The sequence below is a fragment of the Vreelandella profundi genome (assembly GCF_019722725.1).
Lineage (GTDB): Bacteria > Pseudomonadota > Gammaproteobacteria > Pseudomonadales > Halomonadaceae > Vreelandella > Vreelandella profundi.
The window spans coordinates 1265046-1290130 of record NZ_CP077941.1 but is presented as its reverse complement, the minus strand read 5'-3'; the positions used below and the strand labels follow the sequence as shown (position 1 = coordinate 1290130).

Sequence of the window (25085 nt, the reverse complement as noted above, 5' to 3'; positions counted from 1 at the left end):
CGGAATAATCATTGGCATTAAGCCTGCGGGCGGGTCACACCAGCGAGAAATATTTCCACGCAGCGCCGTGCGCGGGCATTACACTTTGCCTCGTCAAACCGCAGCTCGCGGCCGAGCAAGGCGTCGATATGCCACTCGCCAAGCAGCATGCCCATGAAAATACCGGCAGCCTCACGGGGCTCTTCAAGCGCCAGGCGGCCACTTTCAACCTGATCACGAAGGTAGTTGGCGAGCGCTTGGCGGGTGTGATCTGGGCCACGGGTCAGGAACATCTCGCCAAGTTCAGGGGCTCGCTCGGCCTCAAACGCTAGGCCTCGCACCAAGCGAATCACGCCGGCATCGAACACCAGCATCAGCATGCGGCGGCCCAGCTCGTAAAGCACCTGCTCGGGGGCCTGCTGATCACGCCGCCCCTCTTCTAGCACCGTCCAAGCGGTAGCGATATGACGCTCCATCGCCGCCATAAACAGCCCCTCTTTATTACCAAACTGCTTGTAGAGCGTTGCCAATGAGCCGCCCGCACGGGCAACCACCTCATTAACACTGGCGCCAGCATAACCCTGCTCGAGAAACACATCTCGCGCCGCGTCTAGCAAGCGCTCACGACGGGCCACGCCGCGCGCCGTCGGCGTCGCATCGGTTTTTTTAGCACTATCGGCCGGATCTTTCATGATTGGAAGAGACATCCACACTCCTATAGAGGCAGGCTAAAAGAGCGTTAATTATACAGACGCTGCCGTAAACAGTTATTTTCTACACTAGCCATGTAATGTAGCATTCATTACACTATGTGTCTTCACAACCATTCCCGCCTACGTTCAGCATGTCACTTCTCACCATTGAGCAGTCTCTTCGGGGTGATAGCGTTTCTTAGGGATGACATCGTTAAGGAGTGTCCATGTCGGAAGATGGCAAGCAAGAAGCTCATCCCGGTAAAAAATCCAAGGGCAAGATAATGGCTGTCATCATCGGCTTAATCGCGCTAGGGGCGCTGATTTGGTGGGGCGTCGGCTGGTGGCAGACCGGGCGATTCATGGCAGAAACCGACAACGCCTATGTGCGCACCGATAGCGTCGCCGTGCGTGCAGAGCTGTCGGCACGCGTCGTGGAAGTGGCCGTGCATGACAACCAAACGGTAAACCAAGGTGATCTACTCATACGTCTGGACGATGCCAGCTACCGCGACCAGCTGGCTCAAGCTAGAGCGCAACAGGCGGTGGCCGCGGCGTCAATCGTTCAGTCACAGCGTCAGATAGCCTTACAGCAGGCATCTATCGACCAGGCCAACGCCCAGGTGGATGCCGCCGAAGCCGATGTCGGCCAGGCTCGCCAGCATCTTGAACGCTCGTCTTCTCTTGCCGCCAGCAACTATGGTTCTCGCCAGCAAAACGAGGACGACCAGACCACGCTCAGGGTTGCTGAGGCCAATCTAGCCCAGAGCCGCGCCGCGGCTGTCTCGGCCAGGCGTCAGTTGGAAGTGGCCGAAAGCGACGTGACTCGCGCCGAAGCCAATCTGGATGCCGCAGGCGCCGATTTCGACTACGCCCAGCATCAGCTCGACAAAACGCGTATCGTCGCGCCGCGGGCGGGCATCATCGGCAACCTGCAGGTGAAGGCCGGCGCGCTGGCTCAGCCGTCGCTAACGCTGCTGCAGCTGGTGCCCATTGAATCAGCCTATGTGGCGGCTAACTTCAAGGAAACTCAGCTTGAGCGGATACGCATCGGTCAGCCGGTCAATATTCATTTAGATGCCTACCCGAATATCACGTATCAGGGCGTGGTCGACAGCCTGTCTCCGGCCACGGGCACTGAGTTCAGCCTGTTGCCTCAAGATAACGCTACCGGCAACTTCAATAAAATCGTGCAGCGAGTGCCCGTCAAGATTCGCTTTACCGGCCCAGAAAATGCGCTAAATCTGCTGCGTGCAGGTCTTTCGGCAGTGCCGGAAATCGACACTCGCGATCTTGAGCCAGGCAATGAAGCAGAGTTTGCCCGTGTGAATAGCCCTGACAGCACCCAGGAACACTCCGACCTATGAGCGAAGCGGCCAAAAGCCCGACAGTAGGCGTCAGCGACATGCCGTCCTGGCGCCAGCGAGTCGGCTTCATTGCCGCGGTGTTTGGCATGTTTATGGCGATTCTGGATATTCAGATCGTCGCCAGCTCGCTAAACGAGATCCAGTCGGGTCTTTCGGCTAGCGCAGATCAGATATCCTGGGTGCAAACCTCTTATCTAATTGCAGAGATAGTGATGATTCCGCTATCGGGTATGCTGATGCGGATTCTTTCGACCCGCGTAGCCTTTACCCTCTCCTGCGCGGGCTTTACCTTGGCAAGCCTTGGCTGCGCCATGGCCACGTCAATCGAACAACTTATCGTATTGCGCGCCATTCAGGGCTTCATGGGTGGCGCGATGATTCCGATTACGCAAGCGGTCAGCTTCTCGATCTTTCCCCGCCGAGTGATGGGCAGCGTACAGGCAGTGATTGGTATGGTCGTGACCATGGCGCCTTCAATCGGCCCCACGGTGGGCGGCTACATCACCGAAACCCAGAGCTGGCACTGGCTATTCTTAGCCAATATCATTCCGGGAATATTGGTGTGCTGGGCAGCATGGAAATTTTTAGATATCGACAAACCAAATCACGCGCTGGCCCGCAACCTTGATCTTATCGGCCTGGCCCTGATCGCGGTGTTTCTAGGCTCACTTGAGTTCGTTCTTGAAGAGGGCCCGGGCGATGACTGGTTCGCCAGTGACCGCATCATTATCTTCAGCCTGGTATGTCTACTGGCGGGCGTATGGTTTTTCACTCGCACATTGCGCAGCGCTCACCCGATTGTCGACTTGCGCGCCTTCGCCAACCGTAACTTTGCGATCGGCGCCGGCATGGGCTTTATTATCGGCATCGCGCTGTATGGGCTGGTCTATATCATGCCGCTGTTCTTTGGCTACGTACGCGGCTACTCGAGCCTACAGATTGGCCAAGTCATGTTTGTCACCGGGGTAACGATGTTCCTGTGTGCGCCAATCGTCGGCCAGGCCACTAATCATCTAGACCTTCGCGTGATGCTATTTTTTGGTTTGCTGCTGGTAGGCGTGGGCACCATGATGAACAGCAACCTCACCGTGGAGTCAGGGTTCTGGCAGTTCTGCGTGCCGCAAATTGTGCGTGGGATGGGGCTGATCATGTGCATCATTCCGGCCTCGCGAATCGCGCTAGGCACCCTTCCTCCCAGCGAAGTTGGCAATGCCAGCGGGCTGTTTAACGTGATGCGCAATTTAGGCGGCGCCATGGGGCTTGCGCTGCTTGATACGGTACGCGACATCCGCGAAGACTATCACTGGAATCAGCTAATCCCAGCCATCGACACCGGCCGCGAGGTGGTGGTGACGGAAATCGCCAAGTATGAAGCCATGCTCAGCGGATCGGTGCCTGATGCCTATCACGCGGCCGTTGCCCTGCTGGCGCAGCGAGTCTCACAGCAGGCCCAGGTGTTGGCCTTTAACGATATCTTTACGTGGATGGGCCTGATCTATATCGCCACGGTACCGCTAGTGTTTCTACTCAAGCGCATCAAGGCATAAAGCTTATGCCACTTCTAACAGTTAGGTGTTGAAAACGCGAGCACGTCTTCCAGGCGCGCCTTCCCCAGCGCCAGCTGAATAAGACGATCAATACCCAGCGCCACGCCAGCCCCCTCGGGCATGCCGTGCTCAAGCGCTGCCAGCAGGTTCTCGTCAATGTCCACTTCCGGCAAACCTAGACGCCGCCGCTCGGCGTTATCATCATTAAAGCGCTGGCGCTGTTCTTCCCCATCAGTTAGCTCATCGTAGCCGTTGGCAAGCTCAATACCGTTTACATAAAGCTCAAAACGAGACGCCACCCACTCGCCATCCGCATCCTGATGGCGTCGAGCCAGCGCCGCTTGGCTGGTAGGGTAATCGGTGACCACGCTCAGCTCCTGCTGGCCAAGCTGAGGCTCAATTACCATGCTCATCAATAAGTCCAAACAGGTATCACGCCCTTCATCGGCCAAGGCATGGGCAGACATTTGCCCCCGCTCTGAGGCCAGCGCCCGCAGCTTTTCCAGCGACGATGTAAAGGGGTCAACCGCCAGATGGGTATGAAATAGCTCGCGGTAACGATAATGCACGATGTCGCCAGGCGCCGCTGGCAGCAGGGCCATGACCAGCGCCGCCGTTTCAGCAATCATCTCATTGAGCGAAAACTGAGGCCGATACCACTCCAGCATGGTGAACTCGATATTATGCCGCGCACCCACTTCACCATCGCGAAAACTTCTGGCTAGCTGAAAAATCGGCCCGCTGCCGGCAGCCAGCAGCCGCTTCATATGAAACTCAGGCGAGGTTTGCAGCCAGAGACTGCGCTGACCTCGGTCAGTGCGTGCCAGGGTATTCAGTGAGACCAGATGCACATCCGTGCTGCCGCCCTGCCCTAACACCGGCGTTTCGACTTCTAGCACATTACGCACAGCAAAAAATGCTCGCACGCTGGCCATTAAACGCGCACGCTCGCGCAATGTTTCGATAGACGCTGTGGGTTGCCAATCAATGGCCATGACGACTCCTAGGGCAAAGCACGAAAAAAAGCCACGCTCGTTGCGTGGCCTTTAAATCATATCATCGGCAGCAAAACTGATTTAAGCGCGCGAGACGTAATCACCACTGCGCGTATCAATTTTTAGCACTTCGCCCCGGTTGATAAACAGCGGCACGCGTACCACGGCACCCGAGGTAAGCGTTGCAGGCTTAGAGCCGCCCTGGGCCGTATCGCCCTTCAAGCCAGGGTCTGTTTCGACGACTTCCAGCTCAATGAAGTTGGGCGGCGTAACAGAAATAGCCTTGTCGTCCCACAACGTAATGGTATAAGGCACCTGCTCCTTAAGCCATTTTGAGGTATCGCCTAGGGCTTTCTTTTCCACGGCATACTGCTCGAAGGAGCCATCGGTCTTCATGAAGTGCCACATGTCACCGTCGGTATAGAGATATTCCATCTCTAAATCCATGACGTCGGCGCCTTCCAGCGAGTCACCAGATTTGAACGTCTTCTCACCCACACGGCCAGTCATCAGGTTACGCATTTTAACGCGGTTAAACGCCTGCCCTTTACCGGGCTTGACCAGCTCGTTCTCGACAATCGAACAAGGGTCACCGTCGAGCATTACTTTCAAACCGGCTTTGAATTCATTGGTAGAATAGTTCGCCATATCGCCTCTCAATTACCTATTCTTAGCTACGTGGTCTGCGAAGCCGCGGCTTCACGCTTATGATCAGTGCGTCGCATGATAACCCGAAGGAGGGCTTTTTTGCAGGAGAACATCATTATTGCCGCGTCTAAGACGCCCCTGACTTGGCAACAGCAACTTTCTATGGCCATTCGCGACCCGCAGGTTCTGTGTGACCGGCTAGGATTAAGCAGCCAGTGGCTAGCAGGCGCCCAGACGGGGCATGCGCTGTTTGACGTGTGCGTGCCCGATGCTTATCTCAACAGAATAGCGTATGCCGATCTAAACGACCCGCTGCTACGCCAGGTTCTGCCCGTCGATAAAGAGGCGCTTACGCCCCCAGGCTATGTGGCTGACCCGCTGGAAGAGAGCGACCATCAACCGGCAAAAGGGTTAATCCACAAATACGCTAACCGTGTACTGTTAATTGCCAGCCCGACCTGCGCGATCAACTGCCGCTACTGCTTTCGCCGTCACTTTCCCTATAGCGACAACGCCCCTTCGCGGGCGCAGTGGCAAGAAGCGCTCGACTACCTGCGAACAGATACGTCGATCCATGAGGCGATTCTTTCCGGGGGCGACCCGCTGGCTGCCAATGACCGCCAGCTAGCATGGCTGGTTGATCAGCTTGAAGGCATCCCGCACATTAAACGACTACGCGTTCACACCCGCCTGCCGGTGGTAATACCTGACCGAGTTGACGACACCTTATTGGCATGGCTAAGCAATACGCGGCTACAGAAAGTGATCGTTTTGCACATCAACCATGCCAACGAAATTGACCAAGCCGTGATAGATGCCTGCACGCGCTTGAAGCAAACAGGCGTGACGCTACTTAACCAGAGCGTGCTACTGCGCGGCGTGAACGATAATGTGACGACGCTGGCCACTCTTTCCGAGCGCCTGTTTGAAGCAGGCATACTGCCTTACTACCTGCACGTATTGGACCCGGTACAGGGCGCGGCGCATTTTGATGTGGCGGACAATGAAGCAAAGGAACTGATCGCCGAGCTTCGTGATCACTTGCCCGGTTTTTTAATGCCACGCCTAGTGCGGGAAATCCCCGGCAAAGGGAGCAAAACGCCGCTTTAATATCGCGGCACTCATCTGCCGGATCGACTTTTAACGCATTACTACCCACTCACAGCGGGAAGATTTTCTGCAAAATAGATCGCCATTGTCGTCGGGGCGGGCTCTTTCTTCTCGCCGCTGGCTATCTCAATGGCCTGTGCATAGATGCTATGTGGGCTCTGGGTGATCACCATATCCATCACGCCTTCGATTAACATGCCCCGGGTATCGGGGGTTAGCCCATGGCCGATGAAGCATATCTCTTTGTCGCGCTTTGATTCACGCAGTGCGCGGCCAATGCCATCGGACGAGCCGCCCACGTTGTAGATACCGACGAGATCAGGATGCTGTTCCAACAAGCGACAGGTGTTGTGATAGTTCTCATCTCGGTTGTCGTGCCCCTCATGGGGGCCAATCACCGTAAGATGCGGAAAACTCTCCTCGGCCAATGCCAAGAACCCCATTTCCCTCTCCATATGGGCGCGATAGGCACGGCTGGCAGCCACGAGGGCCAACTTCCCTGCTGGCACATGACAAAAGCCGCCCATGACTTTCGCCGCCGTTCGCCCTGCGGCGAAGTTATCGATACCAATATAGGCATGCCGGTTCGACGTGGGCAGGTCTGAAATAATCGTAATGACCCGCTTGCCCGCCATAATCAGCTCATCAATCACTTGGCGCACTTTTGGATGCTCTATAGCCATGAAAATGACGGTATCTGAGGTTTTTCCATAGCGCCGAAGTGCGCGAACTAACGCCTCCGGATTGAAGCTTTCAATAAAGTGACTGCGCACTTTAAGCGGCTCCATTGACTGTTCCGCCAAGGCCCGCACATAAGAATTCAGCCCCGTTAAATAAGGATTGGTTCCCTGCGGCAATAGAAAAACAACCTTGGAAAAGATCGGCCCAAGGCGCATTTTGACTTCATCTTCACCTAGGTAGCCCACTTTTACCGCGGCTTCCAGCACGCGATGAAGCGTGACTTTACGCACGCCGGGGCGTCGATTGAGCACACGGTCAACGGTTGCTGTCGACACGCCGGCGGCGGCTGCGATATCAGGTATTAACGGTCGCTTTACATCAAAAACCATCATGAATTCCTCATTGCCTAAAGGAGCAGCCCTGCCCTAGCCTATTAGCTCGTAGCAGGTGGAAGTCACTTGGCTACAAAACAATAAAAAACAATCATAGTCTGGAGAACAACAATGCTAGTTAAACTATTCCGTAATAGCCATCTCGCGTTAATTGCAGGCACTGTCGCACTGAGCGCAGGCAGTGTGGCTGCGCAGGAAGTCACGCTTCGCTATGGTCATATGCATACGCCTAACTCAATTGCCGGCATGCAGGCTGAATGGCTGGCTGAAGCGATTGAAGAAAAAACCAATGGCGACGTGGCCGTTGAGATATATCCCAACTCACAGCTTGGCCGCTTGCAAGAACTTGCTGAGGCCGTCTCGACCGGGTCCATCGCGCTTTCCCACAACACTGCGGGCGCCATTGGCTCACTTTATGCCCCCTTTGCAGCCTTTGACACGCCGTATCTTTATCGCGACGTTGACCACCTCATGGCCGTGATGGACGTTGACTCTCCGGTCATGAGCACACTGAACGAAGAGTTAGCCGATGCGTCAGGCGTACGCTTGCTGTATGCGTTCTACTTCGGCACTCGCCACCTAACGGCCAATCAGGAAATCCACACTCCGGAAGATCTAGAAGGTGTCAAGATCCGTTCGATCCCTTTCCCTATTTACATGGCGACCGTTGAAGGAATGGGCGCTATTCCTGTTCCCGTTGATTGGTCAGAAGTGCCAACGGCATTGGCAACCGGTGTGGTTGAAGGGCAGGAAAACCCGGTCAACGTGGTGGTGACTGCAAAATTGAATGAAGTACAAAGTCACTTAATGCTGACCGGCCACATCAGTGCCGCCCAGGTCATAGTGATTAACGATGACACCTGGCAGTCACTATCTCCTGAGAACCAAGCCGCGATTGCTGAAGCCGCGTTAGAAGTACGTGAACGTGCCACAACGGCCATGCTGGAAGCGGAAGCGAGTGATCTTGCTCAGCTTAGGGAGTCGGGCATGCAGATTATCGGTCCTGACGAAGGGCTCGACGTTGATGCTTTCCGTACCCGCGTCCAAGCAAGAATTGCCGAAGAATTCGACGATCAGTACGGCGATCTTTATCAACTCATCAGCGAAACGCGTTAAGCCATGAACGGTCATGAATCCCTGCTAGGGCGCAGTCTTAGTCGGCTGTCTGAAGTTTGTGTTGGTATTGCGATGCTGCTGCTGATTGTTATTACCGCATTAGTCGTCTCGCAGGTGCTGGCCCGAAACTTTTTCAGCGTTGGCCTGCCATGGGCGGATGAAGCCTCCCGGTTTGCCGGCATTGCGATGGTCTATCTGGCGACGCCCTACTTACTGTTTCATGGCCAACATGTGGCAGTAACCATGCTAGCCGATGCGCTATCCGGTATTAAGCGCACGCTGTGTTTAGCCATTGCAGAACTGGCAACGCTCGGCTTTTGTGTGCTGACGCTTTACGGCTTTTATCGCTTTCTACTCAGAGCAGCACGCTTTTCTTCACCGGCACTTGGCATCCCTAATCTGTGGCTATACATGCCGGCACTTATCAGCATCGGATTACTCGCGCTTATATCACTCTATCGTCTAGGACGGATAATGCGCCGGAGGGCTTTAGTATGTCCCTAACGTTATTGCTCTTCTTTGCAGCCAGCCTACTGATTGGTGCGCCGGTTGCTGTTAGCTTGGGCTTATCGGCTGGACTGGTGATCTTTCTCTACGATCTGCCGTTCACTGTTATGGCCCAGCGGGCTATTAACACCCTGGACAGCACGCCCTTGCTGGCGGTACCGCTGTTTATACTGGCAGCGTCTCTGCTAGGTGCGACGGGAGTCACCACCCACCTATTTGAATTAATGCGCATGGTGGTGGGCCGCATTCGCGGGGGCATGGCGCACGTTAATGTACTCACCAGCCTGATCTTTTCAGGCATGTCCGGCGCGGCACTCGCTGACATCGGCGCATTGGGTGGCATTCAAATTCGTCAGATGGAGCAACAGGGTTACACCAAGCGATTTGCTGCTGGGCTGACGATTGCCGCCGCCACTATCGGGCCGATCTTTCCACCGTCTATTCCGCTTATCATCTTCGCCACCGCCGCGGAAGTTTCCACCATCCGTGCGCTGCTGGCGGGGGTCGTTCCTGCGCTCGTCGTAGCGATTGCGCTGATGGTCCAAGTCGCCGTGATGGCAAGGCACTATAAGCTGCCACGCGACGATGCCCAGCCAAGCTTCAAAGCCTTTCGTAAAAAGACGCTGATCTCGTTGCCTGCCCTACTCGCCCCTGTACTTCTAGTGGGCGGCATGATCAGCGGTTTTTTTGGCCCCACTGAGGCGGCTGGAATGACGACCGCCTATGCCATTCTCATTGGCCTGGCCATTTATCGTTCGCTAACGTGGCGATCCTTCCTGAGCTGCACGAGAGAAACCGTGCTGTCGACCGCCAACGTACTGTTTGTTGTCGCGTCCGCTGCCTTATTTGCCTGGGTACTCACAATGGACCGTGTGCCTGCCCATGCAGGCGAGTGGTTGCTAAGCGTGTCGGACAACCCCTTGGTGCTGCTGTTACTGCTGAACGTACTTTTGCTAGTGGTGGGCATGTTTCTAGAAGCGATCGTGGCAATACTGATTATCGCCCCGATTGTCGCGCCCGCTCTGTTACAGGCAGGCGTGCCTGCTGAGCAGCTCGGCGTCGTGTTCGTACTCAATCTAATGCTGGGGCTGCTAACACCGCCGGTGGGCATGAGTCTCTATATGGTATCGATCATTACCAAGATGCCGTTATCGTCAATTATCCGCGGCGTCGCCCCTTTCTATCTTTCTCTTTTTGCAGCCCTGGCAGCGGTTACTCTAATACCCGCTCTGTCCACTTGGCTGCCTAACCTTGTCATGTAGGAAATGTCATGAGCCAATATCTTGGAGCTATTCGTCAGTTAGGTTATGTGGTCAACGATATCGAAGCGGCCATGAAGTACTGGACCGATGTGATGGGCGTGGGGCCTTTTTTCTACAACCCGCGGGTGCCGATTGAGAACTACACCTATGACGGTAAGCAGTACGATGTGCACAACTCGGTGGCCTTGGCTAACTCTGGCTTCATTCAGGTTGAGCTGATTCAAACCCGCAATGATGCCCCCTCGATGTACCGTGACTTTATGCAAGCGGGTAACACGGGGCTGCAGCATGTCGCCTTCTGGACTGAAGACTACGATACCGATCTGGCTAACATGCAGGCACGTGGCTATCACGTCAAAATGAGCGGTGAGGTAGGCACCAACGGACGCTTTGCTTATTTTGATCGCGAATACCACCCCGGCACCGTGATTGAGCTTTCTGAAGTGCTTGGCCCAAAAGGCAAAATGTTTCGCATGATTCGCGAAGCATCAGAGAACTGGGACGGCAGTGATCCGGTGCGCCCCTTCCCGAATCTAAGTGAGGCAGAAGCATGATTCGCGCTGCTTATCAGATAGAAACGCCGTTAGATCCATCGCTTGTAGCAGAAATGATGGCCGGTGAGCAAAGCTCAGGCACGTTCGTCAAAGTACAAGGCGAGACCCAAGCAATCAGAGATCGATTTGGCGCCCGAGTGACGCATTTAGAAGTATTGGAGGAGCTGGACTCACCCAGCCTGCGCAGCGCCTACCTGGAACGTAAAGAAATTAAAGGCCCTTGGAAAAAAGTGGCGGTAGAGATTGAGTACCCGGAAGACAACGTCGGGGTGAACCTACCGAACCTTGCCGCTACCGTGGCCGGTAACCTTTTCGATTTAGGCGAGCTCACCGGGCTGCGCTTGATGGACCTGCACCTGCGCCCCGAATATCGAGATCGCTATGCGCTACCCGCTCACGGCGTTTCGGGCACCCGTGCGGTGACCGGCGTTAGTAAACGTCCGCTTTTTGGCACTATTTTAAAGCCTAATATTGGTATGACTCCGGCGGAAACGGCCGATTTAGTCGAACAGCTTTGCGAAGCCGGCGTCGATTTCATTAAAGATGATGAAATTGCGGGCAATCACCCTTACGCGCCGGTTAAAGAGCGCGTCAGCGCCGTGATGGAACGCGTTAGAAAGTTTAGAGAACGCAGTGGTCGCGACGTTATGATCGCGTTTAATATCACCGATGAACTGGATGCCATGCGCAGTCACGCCGACCATGTCCAGGCCGAGGGGGGCAGCTGCGTGATGGCGAGCCTAAACTGGTGCGGGCTGTCTGCAATGCAAAGCCTGCGCGCCTCTACGCCACTGGCCATTCACGGCCACCGTAACGGTTTTGGCGCCTTCGCACGCCACCCGGCGCTAGGTATTGATTTTTCCGCCTATCAAACGCTGTACCGCTTAGCCGGCATCGACCATATGCACGTGCACGGCATGGGTGGAAAATTTGCTGACCTGACCGAAGAAGTGGCCAATGCGGCCAAGCTTTCGCTCACGGCGCTAAGTGCTACGGATGATCGCGTGATGCCGGTATTTTCCTCCGGGCAATGGGCCGGCACCCTGCCGCTGACGCTCGAGAAAACCCAAAGCGCTGACTTCATGTTCCTGGCTGGCGGCGGCATTCTTGCGCATCCAGACGGTGTCGCCGCGGGGGTTGCCAGCCTTCAGGAAGCCTGGCAAAGCATTGAAGCCGGTACGCCGCTGGAGTGCTCCAACCGCCCGGCGCTTGCCAAGGCTCTCGACTTCTACGGCGGACGTTAAGCATGCGCTATATATTTGTCGCGGATGACTTCACCGGCGCTTCAGATACGTTGGCAACCCTACGCCGCGCCGGCTTAAACGCCCGGCTCTACCTGACGGTTCCTTCTTGCGATGAAGTGGCCGATCTGGATGCCTTTGGGATAGCCACCGCGGCACGCAGTATGGATCAGCAGGCGATTCGCTCAGAAATGCAGCGTATAGGTCATCAATTACAGGTGCACGCGCCCGACGTTGTGCATTTAAAGGTGTGCTCTACCTTTGATAGCAGCGTCCACACCGGCAATATTGCGATAGCTATGGACGCGCTGTCTACTCAGCTAAAGCCAGCCACCACGCTGATCGTAGGGGGCCAGCCAAGCCTGGGTCGCTACTGCCTATTTGGCAATTTGTTTGCCAAGGGCGCTGATGGCCAGGTATATCGCATCGACCGCCACCCAGTGATGCATCGCCACCCCGTCACGCCCATGCAGGAAGCCGACCTACGCCGCCACTTTAGCGATATGGGTCTTACCAACGTTCACGGCTTAGATAGGGTCGCGCTGCACACTGATGTAGCCCTGCCCAACGCGCCGGTGCTATGCGATGCGCTTGACGCTAGTGATTTAACACGCATTGGCGAGCGGTTTCGTCATGCCCCTGCGCCCCAGCTGTGGGTGGGTGCCAGCAGCGTTGCAGAAGCGCTTTATCCCAATCATCAGACGATCGAGATGCCTAGCAGCCTACCCGGCCCGCTGCTTGTGTTTGCGGGCAGCCGGTCTTCTGTCACCGCTGCCCAGGTTGCGGCTTCTCATAGCATGACAATCGTGACGGTATCGGCACGCCAGCTCGCCAGCCAACCGCAAGAACTCTATGCGCAAATAACGGCACCGCTGCAAGACGGTAAAGCAACGCTTGCGGTGCTGGATGACGATACGACGCATGGGCTAACCGCGCTAGAGGTCGCTCAGTATGCTGCAGCGCTGATTGCAAAGCTGGTTCGTTCCGGCAACATCGGCACTCTGCTGATCGCCGGTGGGGATACGTCTAGCCTGGCGATCCATCATTTACAGCCACAGAGCATCGACTATATCGGCCCATTGGAAGCGGGCGTCCCCGTTTGTGCGGCAAACTTTGCCAATGGCCACCGCCTCCCAGTCATTATGAAGGGCGGCCAAATGGGCTCAGTCGCGCTGTTTGATAAGGTTTGCGAGCTAACCTGTCAAAACGACGAATAAGCGGCAGTAGAAGCCATAAAACAGGTAGCAGTACCCAGCGCCAAACAAAGCGCACCATCAGAAGAACCGGCAGCAGCACCAGCAGCCAGAGTGCGAACTGCCCCAGCCATATTGGCAAGCTGAACCATTTAGCTACATTGGCGCCCAGTGCGCTTACCAGCGACGGGTGGCGAACCACCACATAAGCAGTGCCAGCAACTGCTGCCACTTTGGCCATACGTGGCAGACTGGCAAACCGCCCGCCGCCTGCCGCTATGCCTGAGCGTAATCCAGTGCGCGCTCCCTGGGCCTCAACACTGCCTAGCCGTGCGCCTCTCGCAAAACGCCCCACCCGCAGCACTTTAACGGTGCTGGCCATCAATAAAAGATCGACACCCGCCCAACCCACGTCCGCGGTACCAATCGCTTCGTCGCGGCGCCATTGATTTTCCAGATTACGAAGACCGCTGGTAAAGAAATCGCTGAGTCCTGCGACGACACGCTCACCTTGGAGCCAATGCACATCGCCCGCGCTATCCACCACAAACTGATTGAGCAAGCCATGCCCTTCAGCGTCCAGTAAGGCAATGCCTATTTGGCCTCGCCGATATGGGCTCCACTCGGATACTTCTGTTGCCTCGCCTTGGCGCTGCGCCTGCTCAGCGTCCTCATTCCACCAGCGGCTCAGCTGCTGGTAGTGCTCACCCACCCAAGCCTGAGCACGCAGCGTGGCGATATCATTATCGCGATAGTAGATAATCGGCAGTATGGCATCGGGGCCAAAACGCACGAGCAGCTGCTGAAACTCAGGCAGTGCGGCATACTCCAGTAACGTAACACGGGCGGTATCGCCATAACGCAAGATGGCTAAATGGGCGCTCATCCAAAGCGCCTGGTCGTTGGCGTAATGAAGAAAAACGGCGTTGATATCCGCGGACTCTTGAGCCAGTGACGCTTCAATACTGGGGAGTGCGCGCTGCACCTCAAGCCGCACTAGTCGTGGCTCAAAGGCTTCACTCGAGGCCAGCGCCGATAGACCACCCGCCAACATGGTCGCTAGTGCCAGCATTGTAAAAAAGATACGCATACTTAGCTCTTCCTATTGGGCAGTGACTATTATTGTAACGCGCTCACTCATTCACAAAACACGCTGGCGGGCTATGGCAAATTAGATACGAATAAACATAGCCCTATGGTAAAGTTACCAGGCTAACTTTATTCTCAATATTGAATTCGTGTTAAGGCATTCCCCACCTGGAGACCAGAACGCCATGTCGCAACCACTCAGGGCTAAAATGGGCGCTATCGTGCTGTTGATAGCTTCGCTCGTCGGGCTCGCCATCGCCCTCTATGCCTATTTCACGCCGCTGACCGGGGTCACCGGCACGCTCGGCGCGCTCGTTGCCGGCGCGGCCTGTTTTGCCCTGGCAGTCATGGCGCTACTTCTTATGCTGGTCACGGGGCGCGGCGCCACTATCGCATTACGGTTGCTGATTCTGATTGGCATTGCCGGTACTTTTTTCGCTGGATTACTGCTGCACCAGAGGTGGATCGACGCGGCAATGGTGGTCGGCCTGATTGGCCTTATTATTGATATCGCCCGCCCATCATCCCACGCCCGCCCCGCCCACTTCTGAGGAGCCGTCCATGCCAACTTTTTTACCTGCTACCCATCCTCGCTTTAGATCTGTTACATCGGTGCTGGGCACAGCCACCGCTCTGGCCGCTTGTCTAACGCCGATCACGCTGCTGGCACAAGATCAGCCAAGCCCGCAGAAGACCGGCTCCCAGGAACAAGGTCCACAGACTAACGCTGCCCCGATTCCACTAGTACCCGGCGAGCCGACCTGGGATAGCTTTCACGGCCAGCTCAATGCACAAAAGTACAGCCCGCTTGAGCAAATTAATGCCGACAACGTGGGTGACCTAGAGAAGGTCTGGGAAGTGCATACCGGCGATGTGTCAGATGGCCACGGTGATCTGCCGCCGACCGTCTGGTCCGCAACGCCGGTATTCGCCAACGATACGCTCTATATCGGTACGCCCTTCTACCGCATTCTGGCGCTTGACCCTGGCACTGGCGAAGAAAAGTGGAGCTTTGATACGCAGTCCACGCTCGAGGCCTTGACCCAGCCGGCCTTAAAAAACCGTGGCGTTGCTTACTGGGAGGCCGCTGAACCTGACGCTGGCGAAGCCTGTCAGAAAATAGTCTACCTGGGCACCATGGATGCGCAGCTGTTCGCAGTCGATGCCGATAGCGGCGAGCCGTGTGCAAGCTTTGCCGACAATGGCGTACTGGATGTCAACCAGTGGAATAACACCAACGCTGAGTGGCCGCTTTCGCTGCTTCAGCCGCCGACCGTGGTCGGTGATCATCTGATACTCGGCTGGGCAGGTAAAGACTGGGCATTTGAGCAGGCGCCTCCAGGCAACGTGTTCTCGATCAACGCGCGTACCGGCGAGCGTGAGTGGACGTTTGAGGTACTGCCCGAAGAAGTGCGTGAGCAAAGCGGCACAGCAAACATCTGGACGCACATGTCCGCGGACGAAGAGCTTGGTTTGGTCTATCTGCCCGTCTCTTCGCCTTCACCCAATTACTGGGGCGGCAATCGCACTGAGAGTGCTCCACTAGCGACGTCGACGACGGCACTCGACATCGAAACCGGTGAGGTAGTGTGGTCGCGTCAATGGGTGCATCACGACATCTGGGATTACGATATTAACTCCGCCCCCACGCTGATGGATATTACCGTGGACGGCGAAGAGATTCCGGCTCTGATCCAGGCAACCAAAATGGGCTTCCTGTTCGTCGTAAACCGTGAAACCGGCGAAGACGTTTGGCCTATTGAGGAACGTCCGGTGCCAGGCGGCGATGGCTCGGTTGAAGGCGAGGTTTACGCCCCTACTCAACCCTTCCCAACCAAGCCCGCACCGCTGCTAGACCAGTCAGAGAAGCCTAAGATATGGGCACTTGCCGACGCGGTTAGCTTTGGCCAATGTTCGGCGCTGTGGGAAGATCTTTGGTATGAAGGCATGTACACCCCGCCAACCACGCAAGGCGAAGGGGCACTCACCTACCCAGACAGCTCCGGCGGCGTTCAGTGGGGAGGCGTTGCCTTTGACCCTGAGAACCAGATTGCGGTGGTCAACACGTCTCACATCGTGCAATACGTGAAACTTTACAGCCGGGAAGATTACGATAAAGCGGATAGCGGTTCAGGCAACGAGAGTGGTTTTTCACCCCAGGAAGGCGCGCCCTACGGCATGCGTCTTGAGGTAGCTCGTAACTGGCTTGGCATGCCTTGCTGGGAACCGCCTTTCGGTGAGCTTGTGGCGCTGGATATGACCACCGGCGACGTCAAATGGCGCCGGCCAGTGGGTGTAACGCAACAGTATGGTTTCTTCATGCCAGAGAGCTGGGGCTCACCTACGATTGGCGGCCCGGCAATAACGGCTGGCGGTATTATCTTCATCGGCGCGTCGATGGATGCCAAGGTGCGTGCCTACTCTCTGGAAACGGGTGAAGAGCTGTGGTCTGACCAAGCACAGGCACCGTCGGTGTCCATTCCTGCCGTCTACGAATATGAAGGCCGTCAATACGTTGCCTTTATCGCCGGCGGCAACTCCATTCTCAAGGATCAGGTCGGCGATCAAGTCGCGGTCTACGCACTGCCTAAATAACGCCAGTAAAGCCTACGCTAAAGTCGCGTAGTCCGACGGGGTGACTCTTTGCTTTGCAAAGGGCCGCCCCGTTCTGCTTTCGATCGCCAAAAAACGCTCAGCGAATGTCTTCTGATACCTTTACATTTCTTCTGACACCTTTAATAGCCAAGCCGCCCACCGAAAAACATCATTCGTGGCTGGTTTTATTACTATCAGCGGCCTGCTGTGGCGAATTTCCATCGCGCTGAACGAGGACTGACTCCATGCGATCAAGCTGTGCTTTCAGTCCGCGAACATCATTGCGCAGTGAGTGCAGCTCGGCTTCTTCGCCTTCGCCGCTGTCCAGCGCCATTTGCGCGCTCTCCTTCTGCATCACATCCAGCACTATGCCAATCATCATGTTGAGAAAAATAAACGCATTCAGAAAGATAAACGTTAAAAAGAATATCCAGGCATAGGGATAAACTTCCATGGTGGGGTAAAGCACGGCCGTCGCCCAGCTTTCAAAGGTCGCCACCTGGAACAGCGTTAGCATTGCCAGCGAAATATTGCCCCACAGCCCCTCATCAACGGTATGAAATAGAAAGCTGCCAATGGCGGCATAAATATAGAAAATGATAAACATCAGCAGAACGACATAGCCCATCCGCGGCACCGACTTCACCAGGGCATTGAGCAGCATCTGCAGTTCAGGAATCATCGACACCAAGCGCAGCACTCTAAAAATACGCAGCAGCCGCGCCAACAGGACCATTTCAGAATCATCCATAGGGATTAAACTGGCGGTCACAATCAGAAAATCAAAAACGTTCCAGCCCTTTTTGAAGAAGCTCAGAAGAGTGCGCTCAGCGGCCATCCTGATTAAAATTTCTATCAAAAAGAAGATAGTGACGGCGACATCTAAATACAGCAGCCACTGCTCAATCCGTGAGGTTTCTTCGTAGGTTTTAGCCCCTATCACTAAGGCAGAAACAACGATAATGGCAATCACGACGGCTTCGAAAAGCTTGTTCGACCGTAGCTTTTCAAAACGGGCCTGCCAGGTATTAAAGGGCTCACTCATGGAACAAAAAATCTCTCATCGGTTGACCGTCACACTTTATACTAAAATTACACAGCTACTGCACAAGTGATATCCTCTTGTTCCACTTGATGTATCCTGCACGACCAGAACCCTCTCCAGGCGCTCTGGTGGTGTTCTTTTGACTTTTTTAACTTAGCCGCTGGATGACACCCATGACATTGCTTTGGATAGCCTTGTTGCCTTTGCTAGGCGTACTGGTGCCGCTACTCACCGCACGATTTGGTCGCAGTGCCTGTTCACTGATGACCGCGGTGCTACCAGCGACCGCCCTAGCAATGACGCTACTCAACGTGCCGGCGCTACAAGATGGCGAGCAGCTGCGTTTTTCAGCCACCTGGATGCCCGAGCTGGCGCTAAGCTTAGCGTTTCGGCTGGATGGATTATCGCTACTATTTAACCTGCTGATCCTGGGCATTGGTCTACTGATTATTCTTTATGCCCATTACTATCTCGCCAAAGATGAGCCTTTTGGCCGATTTTACGCCTTCTTGATGCTATTTATGGCATCAATGGTGGGCATTTCAATGTCAGATAATTTGATTCTGCTGTGGTTTTTCTGGGAATTAACCAGCCTCTCGTCATTCTTACTGATTGGTTATTGGTCACATCAATCGGATGCTCGTAAAGGCGCCCGCATGGCGCTAACGGTCACCGGCGCCGGTGGGCTTGCCCTGTTAGCGGGCTTGCTACTGCTTGGCAATATGGCGGGCAGTTTCAGCATGGGCGACGTATTAGCAAGCGGCGATGCGATTCTTGCCGACCCGCGCTACCCACTGATGCTGTGCTTAGTATTACTCGGCGCTTTTACCAAATCAGCGCAGTTTCCCTTTCATTTTTGGCTGCCCCACGCGATGGCCGCTCCCACGCCGGTGTCGGCCTACCTACACTCCGCCACCATGGTTAAAGCGGGCATTTTCCTGATGGCACGGCTGCATCCGGCGATTGCTGGCAGCGAGCTTTGGAGCGTGGTTGTCTCGCTGGTCGGCATCGTAACGATGCTGTATGGCGCTTGGTTTGCGCTTATAAAGAGCGACCTGAAAGGCATATTAGCGTTTTCTACGGTTAGCCATCTGGGCTTAATTACCGTGCTGCTGGGTATTGGCAGCCCAATGGCAATTTTGGCGGCCCTTTTTCATATTCTCAATCATGCCACTTTCAAAGCCGCGCTGTTTATGAGTGCGGGCATCATTGATCACGAAGCCGGTTCCCGCGAACTTAAGCAGTTGGGTGGCCTGAGAAAAGCGATGCCTGTCACGGCCCTGCTAACCACGTTGGCGGCAGCGTCCATGGCGGGGGTTCCACTGTTAAACGGTTTCTTATCTAAAGAAATGTTCTTTACCGAGACGCTGGCAACCCCCGTACTAGGCGGAATAAGCTGGCTATTACCCGCGCTAGCAACGATCGGCGGCGTTCTGTCGGTGGCCTACTCGCTGCGCTTGGTCCACGCAGTCTTCTTCAAGCCCGCTCGCGAAGCACCGCCTAAGTCGCCTCATGAGCCGCCTCGCCTGATGCGCCTGCCGATGGAAATACTGGTTGCCTTGTGCGTGGTGGTCGGGTTATTTCCCGCAGTGATGGCCACCAACATCCTAGCGCTTGCCAGTCGGGCCGTGATTGGTAGCCCCCTGGAAATCCATCTAGCGATCTGGCATGGCGTCAATCTGCCACTGCTGATGAGCATGCTCGCGTTGGTGGCCGGCATCACGCTTTATTGGCGCTACGGCAACGTTCATCGTTTTACTCAGCAGTTTAAGGGCGTGGATGCTCGCCGTATATTTGAACGTATCCTTATCGCCATTAGCTTCCGTGCTGAACAGCTTATTACAGCGCTCGACGGTAACTCCTTACAGCGCTATGTGGGCTGGCTATGGTTAGCGGCGCTATTGATGGGCGGCATCGGCCTCGTTCAAATACCCGACTTAACCGGCGCGGCGGGCAATCAACCCTTAGACGGCGTGCTCATTTTAGGTGCGGGAATGCTGATGTTCGGTGGCATAGCTACCGCTGCCACTCACCGCTATCGGCTTATTTCTCTGCTGATGCTGTCGGTAGTGGGCCTCTTTGTCGCGCTCACCTTCGCACGCTTCTCAGCGCCGGACCTTGCCTTAACACAGCTGTCGGTCGAAGTTGTGACCATGATTTTGCTGATGCTGGCGCTATTTTTCTTACCGCAGAAAACACCCAGAGAATCCAGCCCGCTGCGTAATATCCGCGATTTGTTACTGGCGGGTTCGCTAGGCTTAGTGGTTGCCAGCCTTAACTACGCGGTCATGACCCATGAGACGCAGTCAATTTCCAACTTCTTTTTAGAAAACAGTAAGCCTGGCGGCGGTGGCTATAACGTGGTCAACGTTATATTGGTCGACTTTCGTGGCTTCGATACCCTCGGTGAAATTACCGTGCTGGCCATCGCTGGCCTAGCGATATTTAAGCTATTGAATCGCCTGCGTCTGTTTATGCCACATAGCGACGGCGAAGGACGCGTTTGGTCACCTGACCGCTACCCCGCGGTGCTTACGTCCATATCAATGACGCTGCTTCCACTGGCACTACTGGTATCTGCGTTTATTTTCTTGCGCGGCCATAACCAGCCAGGCGGCGGCTTTATTGCCGGATTAATTACCGCCGTCGCGCTTATCCTGGTGTATATGGCGCGTGGCGTGGCGTGGGCACAAGAACGTTTGGATTTCCCATTCCAACCGGTGGCCGTTATCGGGGTGGCCGTGGCCACGCTCACCGGCCTAGGCAGCTGGCTGTTTGGGCATCCGTTCTTAACGTCCGCCTTCGGTTACTTTAGTCTTCCGCTGATAGGCACGTTTGAGCTGGCCACCGCGCTGCTATTTGATCTGGGCGTTTACTTGGCCGTCGTCGGTGCCACGCTGATGATTCTTGCCAACCTTGGTAAAGTCACCACCGCGCATCGCCCGGTGACCGAAGCGACGGAAAAAGATATCGACGCGCCCCCTGCCTCTTCAGTAACTCAGGAGCCTCGTTAATGGAATTGCTTTACGCGATGACCACCGGTGTATTAACCGCTTCCGGTCTCTATCTCACGTTGAGGGGCCGTACCTTTCCCGTCGTGGTGGGTCTTACGCTGCTGTCTTACGCGGTAAACCTGTTTCTGTTTTCGATGGGCGGACTGACCACTGACGGCGCCGCGATTGTGTCCGAGGGCGGAAACGTTGCCGACCCTCTTCCTCAAGCGCTGGTGCTTACCGCCATCGTTATCGGCTTTGCGATGACGGCCTTTGTAGTGATCCTGGCCATGCGGGCACGCAGCGAAGTGGGCAACGACCACGTCGACGGCAATAAGGAAGACCGAGAATGATGCAGCACCTGATTGTTTTTCCTATTGTCCTGCCACTGATCGCGGGCATCTTAATGCTCTATCAGCGCCAAGGCTTAGTGCGCTATAAGCGCACGGTTAGCGTGGCGGCTACGCTGCTGTTACTGCTGGTGGCGATAGGCTTAGTACGCCAAGCCGCCAGCGGCGACGTCACTTACTATGCGCTGGGCGATTGGCAGGCACCCTTTGGTATCGTACTGGTGCTGGATCGTCTCTCTGCGTTAATGGTGCTGTTAACCGCCACGCTAGCAGTGGGTGCGGTGGTATTTGCCTGCGCGGGTGACGACGAAAAGGGCAGCAATTTCCATGGCCTATTTCAATGGCAGCTGTTGGGGATTAACGGTGCCTTTTTAACCGGCGACTTATTCAACCTTTTCGTCTTTTTCGAAGTACTGCTGCTGGCGTCTTACGCCCTGCTGCTGCACGGTGGTGGTAAAGCGCGCATTCAAGCCAGCGTGCACTATGTGGTGCTCAATTTAGCAGGTTCTTCGCTGTTCTTGATCGCAGTGGGAATACTCTATGGCGCAACGGGCACCCTCAACATGGCCGACATGGCTATTAGGGTGGCTGACCTGCCGGTTGAGCGCGAAGGCTTAGTCACGGCTGGCGCACTGATGCTGATGGTCGTTTTTGCCTTAAAATCCGCTATGTTGCCGCTCTACTTTTGGCTACCCAAAGCCTATGCATCAGCGCCGGCGCCAGTCGCCGCCCTTTTCGCCATTATGACGAAGGTGGGCATCTACGCGATCCTACGCGTCTATTCGCTGATTTTTGGCGATAGTGCCGGTGCCCTGGAAGCGCTTGAACAGCCCTGGGTTTGGTGGCTGTCGCTGGCCACTATTGCAGCCGCGGGCGCGGGCGTAATGGCTGCACGGGACTTGCGGCTATTGGTTGCGTATTTAGTGCTGGTGTCAGTGGGCACGCTGCTAGCCGGCATCGGCATAGGCACGCCTCAAGCGACCTCGGCACTACTGTACTACTTGATACATACGACGCTGATTACCGGCGGGCTGTTTTTGCTAGCAGAAATGATTGGCCTGCAGCGTGGCAAAGCCGGCACTCGCCTAGTCAAGGGTCGGCCCATGGTACAAGGCACCGCGCTGGGAATTCTATTTTTTCTAGGGGCTATCGCCGTAGCGGGCATGCCGCCGCTGTCGGGCGCCATTGGTAAAGCGTTAATGCTCAATTCAGCAGTAGGCACTCAGCGCCTATGGCTATGGCCGCTGTTGCTGATAGCAGGACTGTGTTCCATGGTCGCCCTGGCGCGCGCTGGATCTACGCTGTTTTGGCGCAGCTATCGCGGTAACATTAGCGGCAGTCCGTTACCGTATCGCCAGTGGTTTGGCGTTATCTGGCTGCTTAGCGCAGCTCCGCTGTTAGTGGCATTTGCGGGGCCGGTGAGCACCTACACACAAGCCACGGCTGAGCAGTTAGCTAACCCGCAGGTGCTTATTCGCACGCTACTACCTGACGCTGGAGAAGCTCAATGATTGCCCCGCGCGCCTGGCTGCCCACGCCTGTTTTATCCCTATTACTGCTGGTGGTTTGGCTGTTGTTAGTGCGCAGCTACGCCATTGGTCAATTTGTACTAGGTGGCTCCTTAGCCATTTTGATCCCCCTGCTGACGCATCGCTTTTGGGATGCACGCCCACGCATCTCTAAGCCTTTCGCTCTGCTGCGCTTCTTCTTTCGCGTTCTTGGCGATATCGTCGTTGCCAACTTTGAAGTGGCTTATTTAATTACCAATCCTTGGCGTAAGCTTCGCCCCCACTTTATTGAATACCCGCTAATACTCGAAGAGCGGTTCACCATCACCTTACTGGCCAGCACTATTAGCCTTACGCCGGGCACCGTCTCGGCTAACTTACGTCTGGACGGTAAGTCGCTGCTGATTCACGCCCTAGACGTGGATGATGAAGAGGAGCTAATTAACCAGATCCGTGAGCGCTACGAGCGTCCATTAAAGGAGATTTACGAATGTTAAGCATAGCGCTGTACATCACCTTAACCCTGGTCGTGATGGCACTGCTGCTGAACCTTTACCGGCTCACCATCGGCCCCAGTCTGCCTGATCGGGTATTAGCGTTGGACACAATGTACGTAAACTCAATTGCGCTCATTGTGCTCTTGGGGCTATGGCTTAACAGCAAAACGTATTTCGAGTCGGCGCTATTGATCGCGATGCTAGGTTTCATTAGCACCGTGGCAGTGTGTAAATATATTTTGCGCGGAGATATTATCGAATGATGAATATGAGCCAGGGGACACTATGTCAGTAATCATTGAAGCGCTTATTTCACTGCTGCTGATCGCTGGCGGTATCTTCGTCTTTATCGGTTCGCTGGGAATGGCGCATCTGAAAGATTTCTATATGCGTTTGCATGGCCCTACCAAGGCCACCACGCTGGGAATCGGCTGCATGCTGGTTGCTTCGATGCTGTATTTCTGGAGTGTGGACGGTAAGCCGGATATTCAAGAGCTGCTCATTACGCTATTTCTGTTTATCACCGCCCCCGTGAGCGCCCACTTGCTGGCTAAGTCCGGCTTGCACATGTGCTTAAAGCATACCGATAAAACCCAGGGTAAGCCATTGGAGCTTAAGCCCGAAGAAATCGGCGAAAAGCCTGTACCACATCCCGACAAGGGCCATGGCTAATATAAGTTGTTAAAAACCGTTTTTAAAAACAGTGGTTAAAAGCAGTGGTTGAAAGCAGTTCCAAAGCGTCTCGTAACAACGACATAAGGCGGTGCTGAAAAGCACCGCCTTATGTGTATTTTACGGCGTTAAATCCTGCTGACGATAGCCCATCACGTACAGCAACGCATCAATGCCTAGCGTTGAGATTGCCTGACGCGCCTGGGCACGCACCACGGGCTTAGCATGAAAAGCGACGCCCAAGCCGGCACTCGCGAGCATCTTAAGATCGTTCGCACCATCGCCCACCGCAATGGTTTGATTCAGGCTAAAGCCTTCACGCTCTGCAATGGCGGCTAGTAGCTCCGCTTTGCGCTCGGCATCGACAATCGGCTCGCGAACGTCACCGGTCACCTTGCCCTGCTCAATCACCAGCTCGTTAGCATGGATCTCGTCAAAGCCTAGCGTCTCCTGCAAGTAGCCAGCGAAGTAGGTAAAGCCGCCGGAGAGAATCGCCGTGCGATAACCCAAGCGCTTTAGGTTGGCCATCAAGCGTTCAACGCCATCCATCAGCGGCAATTCTTTAGCGATGTCAGCCAACACCGACTCATCCAAACCGGCTAGCTTGCTCATGCGCTCGCGAAAGCTCTGCTGAAAATCGAGCTCACCGCGCATGGCACGCTCGGTAATCGCAGCGACGTCGTCTCCTACCCCGTGACGACGCGCAAGCTCATCAATCACTTCCGCTTTGATAAGCGTGGAATCCATGTCAAAGCAGATCAAGCGAGGTTGAACTCGGTCACGGGTATCATCCTGAATGACAACATCCACGCCCAGCGTCTCACCCAGGGCTAATGTCGCTTTGCGTACTGCCTCAAGGTCAACGCTGTCACCGACCAAGCGGTGTTCAATGCAGTCAATTCCATCGCCACCCGGCAATGAGGCATCGGCAAGCCGCTGGGTACTTTTTTGCTCAAGGCCAAATTGCGCTACTAAGGCATCTACCTGCGACTGAGTATCCGCAGTCAAACGCGATCCTAAGACGGTTAGAATAAATTCACCGCGTGCCATTA

Annotated in this window: 24 protein-coding genes; 17 read left to right on the top strand and 7 right to left on the bottom strand. The window is 55.2% G+C overall.

Annotated features, from left to right (window positions below; genetic code table 11):
- Positions 1-17: 17 nt before the first annotated feature.
- Positions 18-686 carry a TetR/AcrR family transcriptional regulator gene (locus tag KUO20_RS05920; RefSeq protein ID WP_235041961.1) on the bottom strand — a complete coding sequence of 223 codons (669 nt, stop codon included), beginning with the start codon at positions 684-686 and terminating at the stop codon, positions 18-20.
- Positions 687-898: 212 nt separating this feature from the next.
- Here KUO20_RS05920 and KUO20_RS05915 point away from each other — a divergent pair, with 212 nt between their 5' ends.
- On the top strand, positions 899-2038 hold the full coding sequence (locus KUO20_RS05915; RefSeq protein WP_235041960.1) for an HlyD family secretion protein: 1140 nt from the start codon (positions 899-901) through the stop codon (positions 2036-2038).
- A complete protein-coding gene (locus KUO20_RS05910) occupies positions 2035-3585 on the top strand; it encodes a DHA2 family efflux MFS transporter permease subunit (RefSeq protein ID WP_235041959.1) in 1551 nt (516 codons plus the stop codon). The genes KUO20_RS05915 and KUO20_RS05910 overlap by 4 nt, the downstream gene beginning before the upstream one ends.
- 14 nt (positions 3586-3599) lie before the next feature.
- Here KUO20_RS05910 and epmA read toward each other — a convergent pair whose 3' ends face one another.
- Together epmA and efp are read right to left on the bottom strand one after the other, a co-directional pair.
- Positions 3600-4580, bottom strand: a complete 981-nt coding sequence (gene epmA / locus KUO20_RS05905) for an EF-P lysine aminoacylase EpmA (RefSeq protein ID WP_235041958.1) — start codon at positions 4578-4580, stop codon at positions 3600-3602.
- A gap of 81 nt (positions 4581-4661) precedes the next feature.
- Complete coding sequence (gene efp, locus KUO20_RS05900) at positions 4662-5228, bottom strand: elongation factor P (protein ID WP_096280910.1); 567 nt, start codon at positions 5226-5228, stop codon at positions 4662-4664.
- A 99-nt stretch (positions 5229-5327) separates the two neighbouring features.
- On the opposite strand from efp, the gene epmB reads away from it, so the two are divergent.
- Positions 5328-6338, top strand: a complete 1011-nt coding sequence (epmB, locus tag KUO20_RS05895) for an EF-P beta-lysylation protein EpmB (RefSeq protein ID WP_235041957.1) — start codon at positions 5328-5330, stop codon at positions 6336-6338.
- Between the two features lie 41 nt (positions 6339-6379).
- On the opposite strand, the gene KUO20_RS05890 is transcribed toward epmB, so the two are convergent.
- On the bottom strand, positions 6380-7411 hold the full coding sequence (locus KUO20_RS05890; protein WP_235041956.1) for a LacI family DNA-binding transcriptional regulator: 1032 nt from the start codon (positions 7409-7411) through the stop codon (positions 6380-6382).
- Positions 7412-7522: 111 nt separating this feature from the next.
- Here KUO20_RS05890 and KUO20_RS05885 point away from each other — a divergent pair, with 111 nt between their 5' ends.
- From KUO20_RS05885 to KUO20_RS05860, 6 genes are read left to right on the top strand one after another with little or no spacing between them, the layout of a single operon-like run.
- Entirely contained in the window at positions 7523-8527 is a 1005-nt protein-coding gene (locus KUO20_RS05885) for a TRAP transporter substrate-binding protein (RefSeq protein ID WP_235041955.1), read from the top strand.
- Positions 8528-8530: 3 nt separating this feature from the next.
- Complete coding sequence (locus tag KUO20_RS05880) at positions 8531-9031, top strand: TRAP transporter small permease (RefSeq protein ID WP_235041954.1); 501 nt, start codon at positions 8531-8533, stop codon at positions 9029-9031.
- Positions 9022-10296: a TRAP transporter large permease gene (locus KUO20_RS05875; protein WP_235041953.1), complete on the top strand. Its 1275-nt coding sequence runs from the start codon at positions 9022-9024 to the stop codon at positions 10294-10296. Before KUO20_RS05880 ends, KUO20_RS05875 begins: the two co-directional genes overlap by 10 nt.
- 8 nt (positions 10297-10304) lie before the next feature.
- Positions 10305-10850 (top strand): VOC family protein, encoded by a 546-nt coding sequence (locus tag KUO20_RS05870; protein ID WP_235041952.1) that lies wholly within the window; start codon positions 10305-10307, stop codon positions 10848-10850.
- Complete coding sequence (locus tag KUO20_RS05865; RefSeq protein ID WP_235041951.1) at positions 10847-12094, top strand: RuBisCO large subunit C-terminal-like domain-containing protein; 1248 nt, start codon at positions 10847-10849, stop codon at positions 12092-12094. Before KUO20_RS05870 ends, KUO20_RS05865 begins: the two co-directional genes overlap by 4 nt.
- Positions 12095-12096: 2 nt before the next feature.
- Entirely contained in the window at positions 12097-13308 is a 1212-nt protein-coding gene (locus tag KUO20_RS05860) for a four-carbon acid sugar kinase family protein (RefSeq protein ID WP_235041950.1), read from the top strand.
- Here the strand turns inward: KUO20_RS05860 and KUO20_RS05855 are convergent.
- Positions 13232-14374 carry a hypothetical protein gene (locus tag KUO20_RS05855; protein WP_235041949.1) on the bottom strand — a complete coding sequence of 381 codons (1143 nt, stop codon included), beginning with the start codon at positions 14372-14374 and terminating at the stop codon, positions 13232-13234. The genes KUO20_RS05860 and KUO20_RS05855 overlap by 77 nt on opposite strands.
- Before the next feature lie 184 nt (positions 14375-14558).
- Between KUO20_RS05855 and KUO20_RS05850 the strand changes: the two genes are divergently transcribed.
- On the top strand, positions 14559-14924 hold the full coding sequence (locus KUO20_RS05850) for a hypothetical protein (RefSeq protein ID WP_235041948.1): 366 nt from the start codon (positions 14559-14561) through the stop codon (positions 14922-14924).
- Between the two features lie 10 nt (positions 14925-14934).
- Positions 14935-16968 (top strand): pyrroloquinoline quinone-dependent dehydrogenase, encoded by a 2034-nt coding sequence (locus KUO20_RS05845; RefSeq protein WP_235041947.1) that lies wholly within the window; start codon positions 14935-14937, stop codon positions 16966-16968.
- Positions 16969-17137: 169 nt separating this feature from the next.
- Here KUO20_RS05845 and KUO20_RS05840 read toward each other — a convergent pair whose 3' ends face one another.
- The gene (locus tag KUO20_RS05840; protein ID WP_235041946.1) at positions 17138-18013 is read right to left on the bottom strand and encodes an ion transporter; all 876 of its coding nucleotides are present in this window, start codon (positions 18011-18013) and stop codon (positions 17138-17140) included.
- 173 nt (positions 18014-18186) lie between these two features.
- On the opposite strand from KUO20_RS05840, the gene KUO20_RS05835 reads away from it, so the two are divergent.
- Genes KUO20_RS05835 through KUO20_RS05810 form a run of 6 tightly spaced genes read left to right on the top strand, consistent with a single transcriptional unit; the run spans position 18187 to position 24033 of the window.
- Positions 18187-21027, top strand: a complete 2841-nt coding sequence (locus KUO20_RS05835) for a monovalent cation/H+ antiporter subunit A (RefSeq protein ID WP_235041945.1) — start codon at positions 18187-18189, stop codon at positions 21025-21027.
- Entirely contained in the window at positions 21027-21359 is a 333-nt protein-coding gene (locus KUO20_RS05830; protein WP_096280926.1) for a Na+/H+ antiporter subunit C, read from the top strand. Before KUO20_RS05835 ends, KUO20_RS05830 begins: the two co-directional genes overlap by 1 nt.
- Positions 21356-22867, top strand: a complete 1512-nt coding sequence (locus KUO20_RS05825; protein ID WP_235041944.1) for a monovalent cation/H+ antiporter subunit D — start codon at positions 21356-21358, stop codon at positions 22865-22867. Before KUO20_RS05830 ends, KUO20_RS05825 begins: the two co-directional genes overlap by 4 nt.
- A complete protein-coding gene (locus tag KUO20_RS05820) occupies positions 22864-23361 on the top strand; it encodes a Na+/H+ antiporter subunit E (RefSeq protein WP_235041943.1) in 498 nt (165 codons plus the stop codon). The genes KUO20_RS05825 and KUO20_RS05820 overlap by 4 nt, the downstream gene beginning before the upstream one ends.
- Positions 23355-23624: a K+/H+ antiporter subunit F gene (locus tag KUO20_RS05815; RefSeq protein ID WP_096280932.1), complete on the top strand. Its 270-nt coding sequence runs from the start codon at positions 23355-23357 to the stop codon at positions 23622-23624. The genes KUO20_RS05820 and KUO20_RS05815 overlap by 7 nt, the downstream gene beginning before the upstream one ends.
- 22 nt (positions 23625-23646) lie before the next feature.
- Positions 23647-24033 carry a Na+/H+ antiporter subunit G gene (locus tag KUO20_RS05810; protein WP_235041942.1) on the top strand — a complete coding sequence of 129 codons (387 nt, stop codon included), beginning with the start codon at positions 23647-23649 and terminating at the stop codon, positions 24031-24033.
- A gap of 120 nt (positions 24034-24153) precedes the next feature.
- Here KUO20_RS05810 and serB read toward each other — a convergent pair whose 3' ends face one another.
- On the bottom strand, positions 24154-25083 hold the full coding sequence (serB, locus tag KUO20_RS05805; RefSeq protein ID WP_235041941.1) for a phosphoserine phosphatase SerB: 930 nt from the start codon (positions 25081-25083) through the stop codon (positions 24154-24156).
- Positions 25084-25085 lie beyond the last annotated feature (2 nt).

What these genes read in the sequence shown, in the direction of transcription:
- KUO20_RS05920 (WP_235041961.1), bottom strand. Translation starts at nt 686, where the DNA reads ATGTCTCTTCCAATCATGAAAGATCCGGCCGATAGTGCTAAAAAAACC.
- KUO20_RS05915 (WP_235041960.1), top strand. Translation starts at nt 899, where the DNA reads ATGTCGGAAGATGGCAAGCAAGAAGCTCATCCCGGTAAAAAATCCAAG.
- KUO20_RS05910 (WP_235041959.1), top strand. Translation starts at nt 2,035, where the DNA reads ATGAGCGAAGCGGCCAAAAGCCCGACAGTAGGCGTCAGCGACATGCCG.
- epmA (WP_235041958.1), bottom strand. Translation starts at nt 4,580, where the DNA reads ATGGCCATTGATTGGCAACCCACAGCGTCTATCGAAACATTGCGCGAG.
- efp (WP_096280910.1), bottom strand. Translation starts at nt 5,228, where the DNA reads ATGGCGAACTATTCTACCAATGAATTCAAAGCCGGTTTGAAAGTAATG.
- KUO20_RS05890 (WP_235041956.1), bottom strand. Translation starts at nt 7,411, where the DNA reads ATGATGGTTTTTGATGTAAAGCGACCGTTAATACCTGATATCGCAGCC.
- KUO20_RS05885 (WP_235041955.1), top strand. Translation starts at nt 7,523, where the DNA reads ATGCTAGTTAAACTATTCCGTAATAGCCATCTCGCGTTAATTGCAGGC.
- KUO20_RS05880 (WP_235041954.1), top strand. Translation starts at nt 8,531, where the DNA reads ATGAACGGTCATGAATCCCTGCTAGGGCGCAGTCTTAGTCGGCTGTCT.
- KUO20_RS05875 (WP_235041953.1), top strand. Translation starts at nt 9,022, where the DNA reads ATGTCCCTAACGTTATTGCTCTTCTTTGCAGCCAGCCTACTGATTGGT.
- KUO20_RS05870 (WP_235041952.1), top strand. Translation starts at nt 10,305, where the DNA reads ATGAGCCAATATCTTGGAGCTATTCGTCAGTTAGGTTATGTGGTCAAC.
- KUO20_RS05865 (WP_235041951.1), top strand. Translation starts at nt 10,847, where the DNA reads ATGATTCGCGCTGCTTATCAGATAGAAACGCCGTTAGATCCATCGCTT.
- KUO20_RS05860 (WP_235041950.1), top strand. Translation starts at nt 12,097, where the DNA reads ATGCGCTATATATTTGTCGCGGATGACTTCACCGGCGCTTCAGATACG.
- KUO20_RS05855 (WP_235041949.1), bottom strand. Translation starts at nt 14,374, where the DNA reads ATGCGTATCTTTTTTACAATGCTGGCACTAGCGACCATGTTGGCGGGT.
- KUO20_RS05850 (WP_235041948.1), top strand. Translation starts at nt 14,559, where the DNA reads ATGTCGCAACCACTCAGGGCTAAAATGGGCGCTATCGTGCTGTTGATA.
- KUO20_RS05845 (WP_235041947.1), top strand. Translation starts at nt 14,935, where the DNA reads ATGCCAACTTTTTTACCTGCTACCCATCCTCGCTTTAGATCTGTTACA.
- KUO20_RS05840 (WP_235041946.1), bottom strand. Translation starts at nt 18,013, where the DNA reads ATGAGTGAGCCCTTTAATACCTGGCAGGCCCGTTTTGAAAAGCTACGG.
- KUO20_RS05835 (WP_235041945.1), top strand. Translation starts at nt 18,187, where the DNA reads ATGACATTGCTTTGGATAGCCTTGTTGCCTTTGCTAGGCGTACTGGTG.
- KUO20_RS05830 (WP_096280926.1), top strand. Translation starts at nt 21,027, where the DNA reads ATGGAATTGCTTTACGCGATGACCACCGGTGTATTAACCGCTTCCGGT.
- KUO20_RS05825 (WP_235041944.1), top strand. Translation starts at nt 21,356, where the DNA reads ATGATGCAGCACCTGATTGTTTTTCCTATTGTCCTGCCACTGATCGCG.
- KUO20_RS05820 (WP_235041943.1), top strand. Translation starts at nt 22,864, where the DNA reads ATGATTGCCCCGCGCGCCTGGCTGCCCACGCCTGTTTTATCCCTATTA.
- KUO20_RS05815 (WP_096280932.1), top strand. Translation starts at nt 23,355, where the DNA reads ATGTTAAGCATAGCGCTGTACATCACCTTAACCCTGGTCGTGATGGCA.
- KUO20_RS05810 (WP_235041942.1), top strand. Translation starts at nt 23,647, where the DNA reads ATGTCAGTAATCATTGAAGCGCTTATTTCACTGCTGCTGATCGCTGGC.
- serB (WP_235041941.1), bottom strand. Translation starts at nt 25,083, where the DNA reads ATGGCACGCGGTGAATTTATTCTAACCGTCTTAGGATCGCGTTTGACT.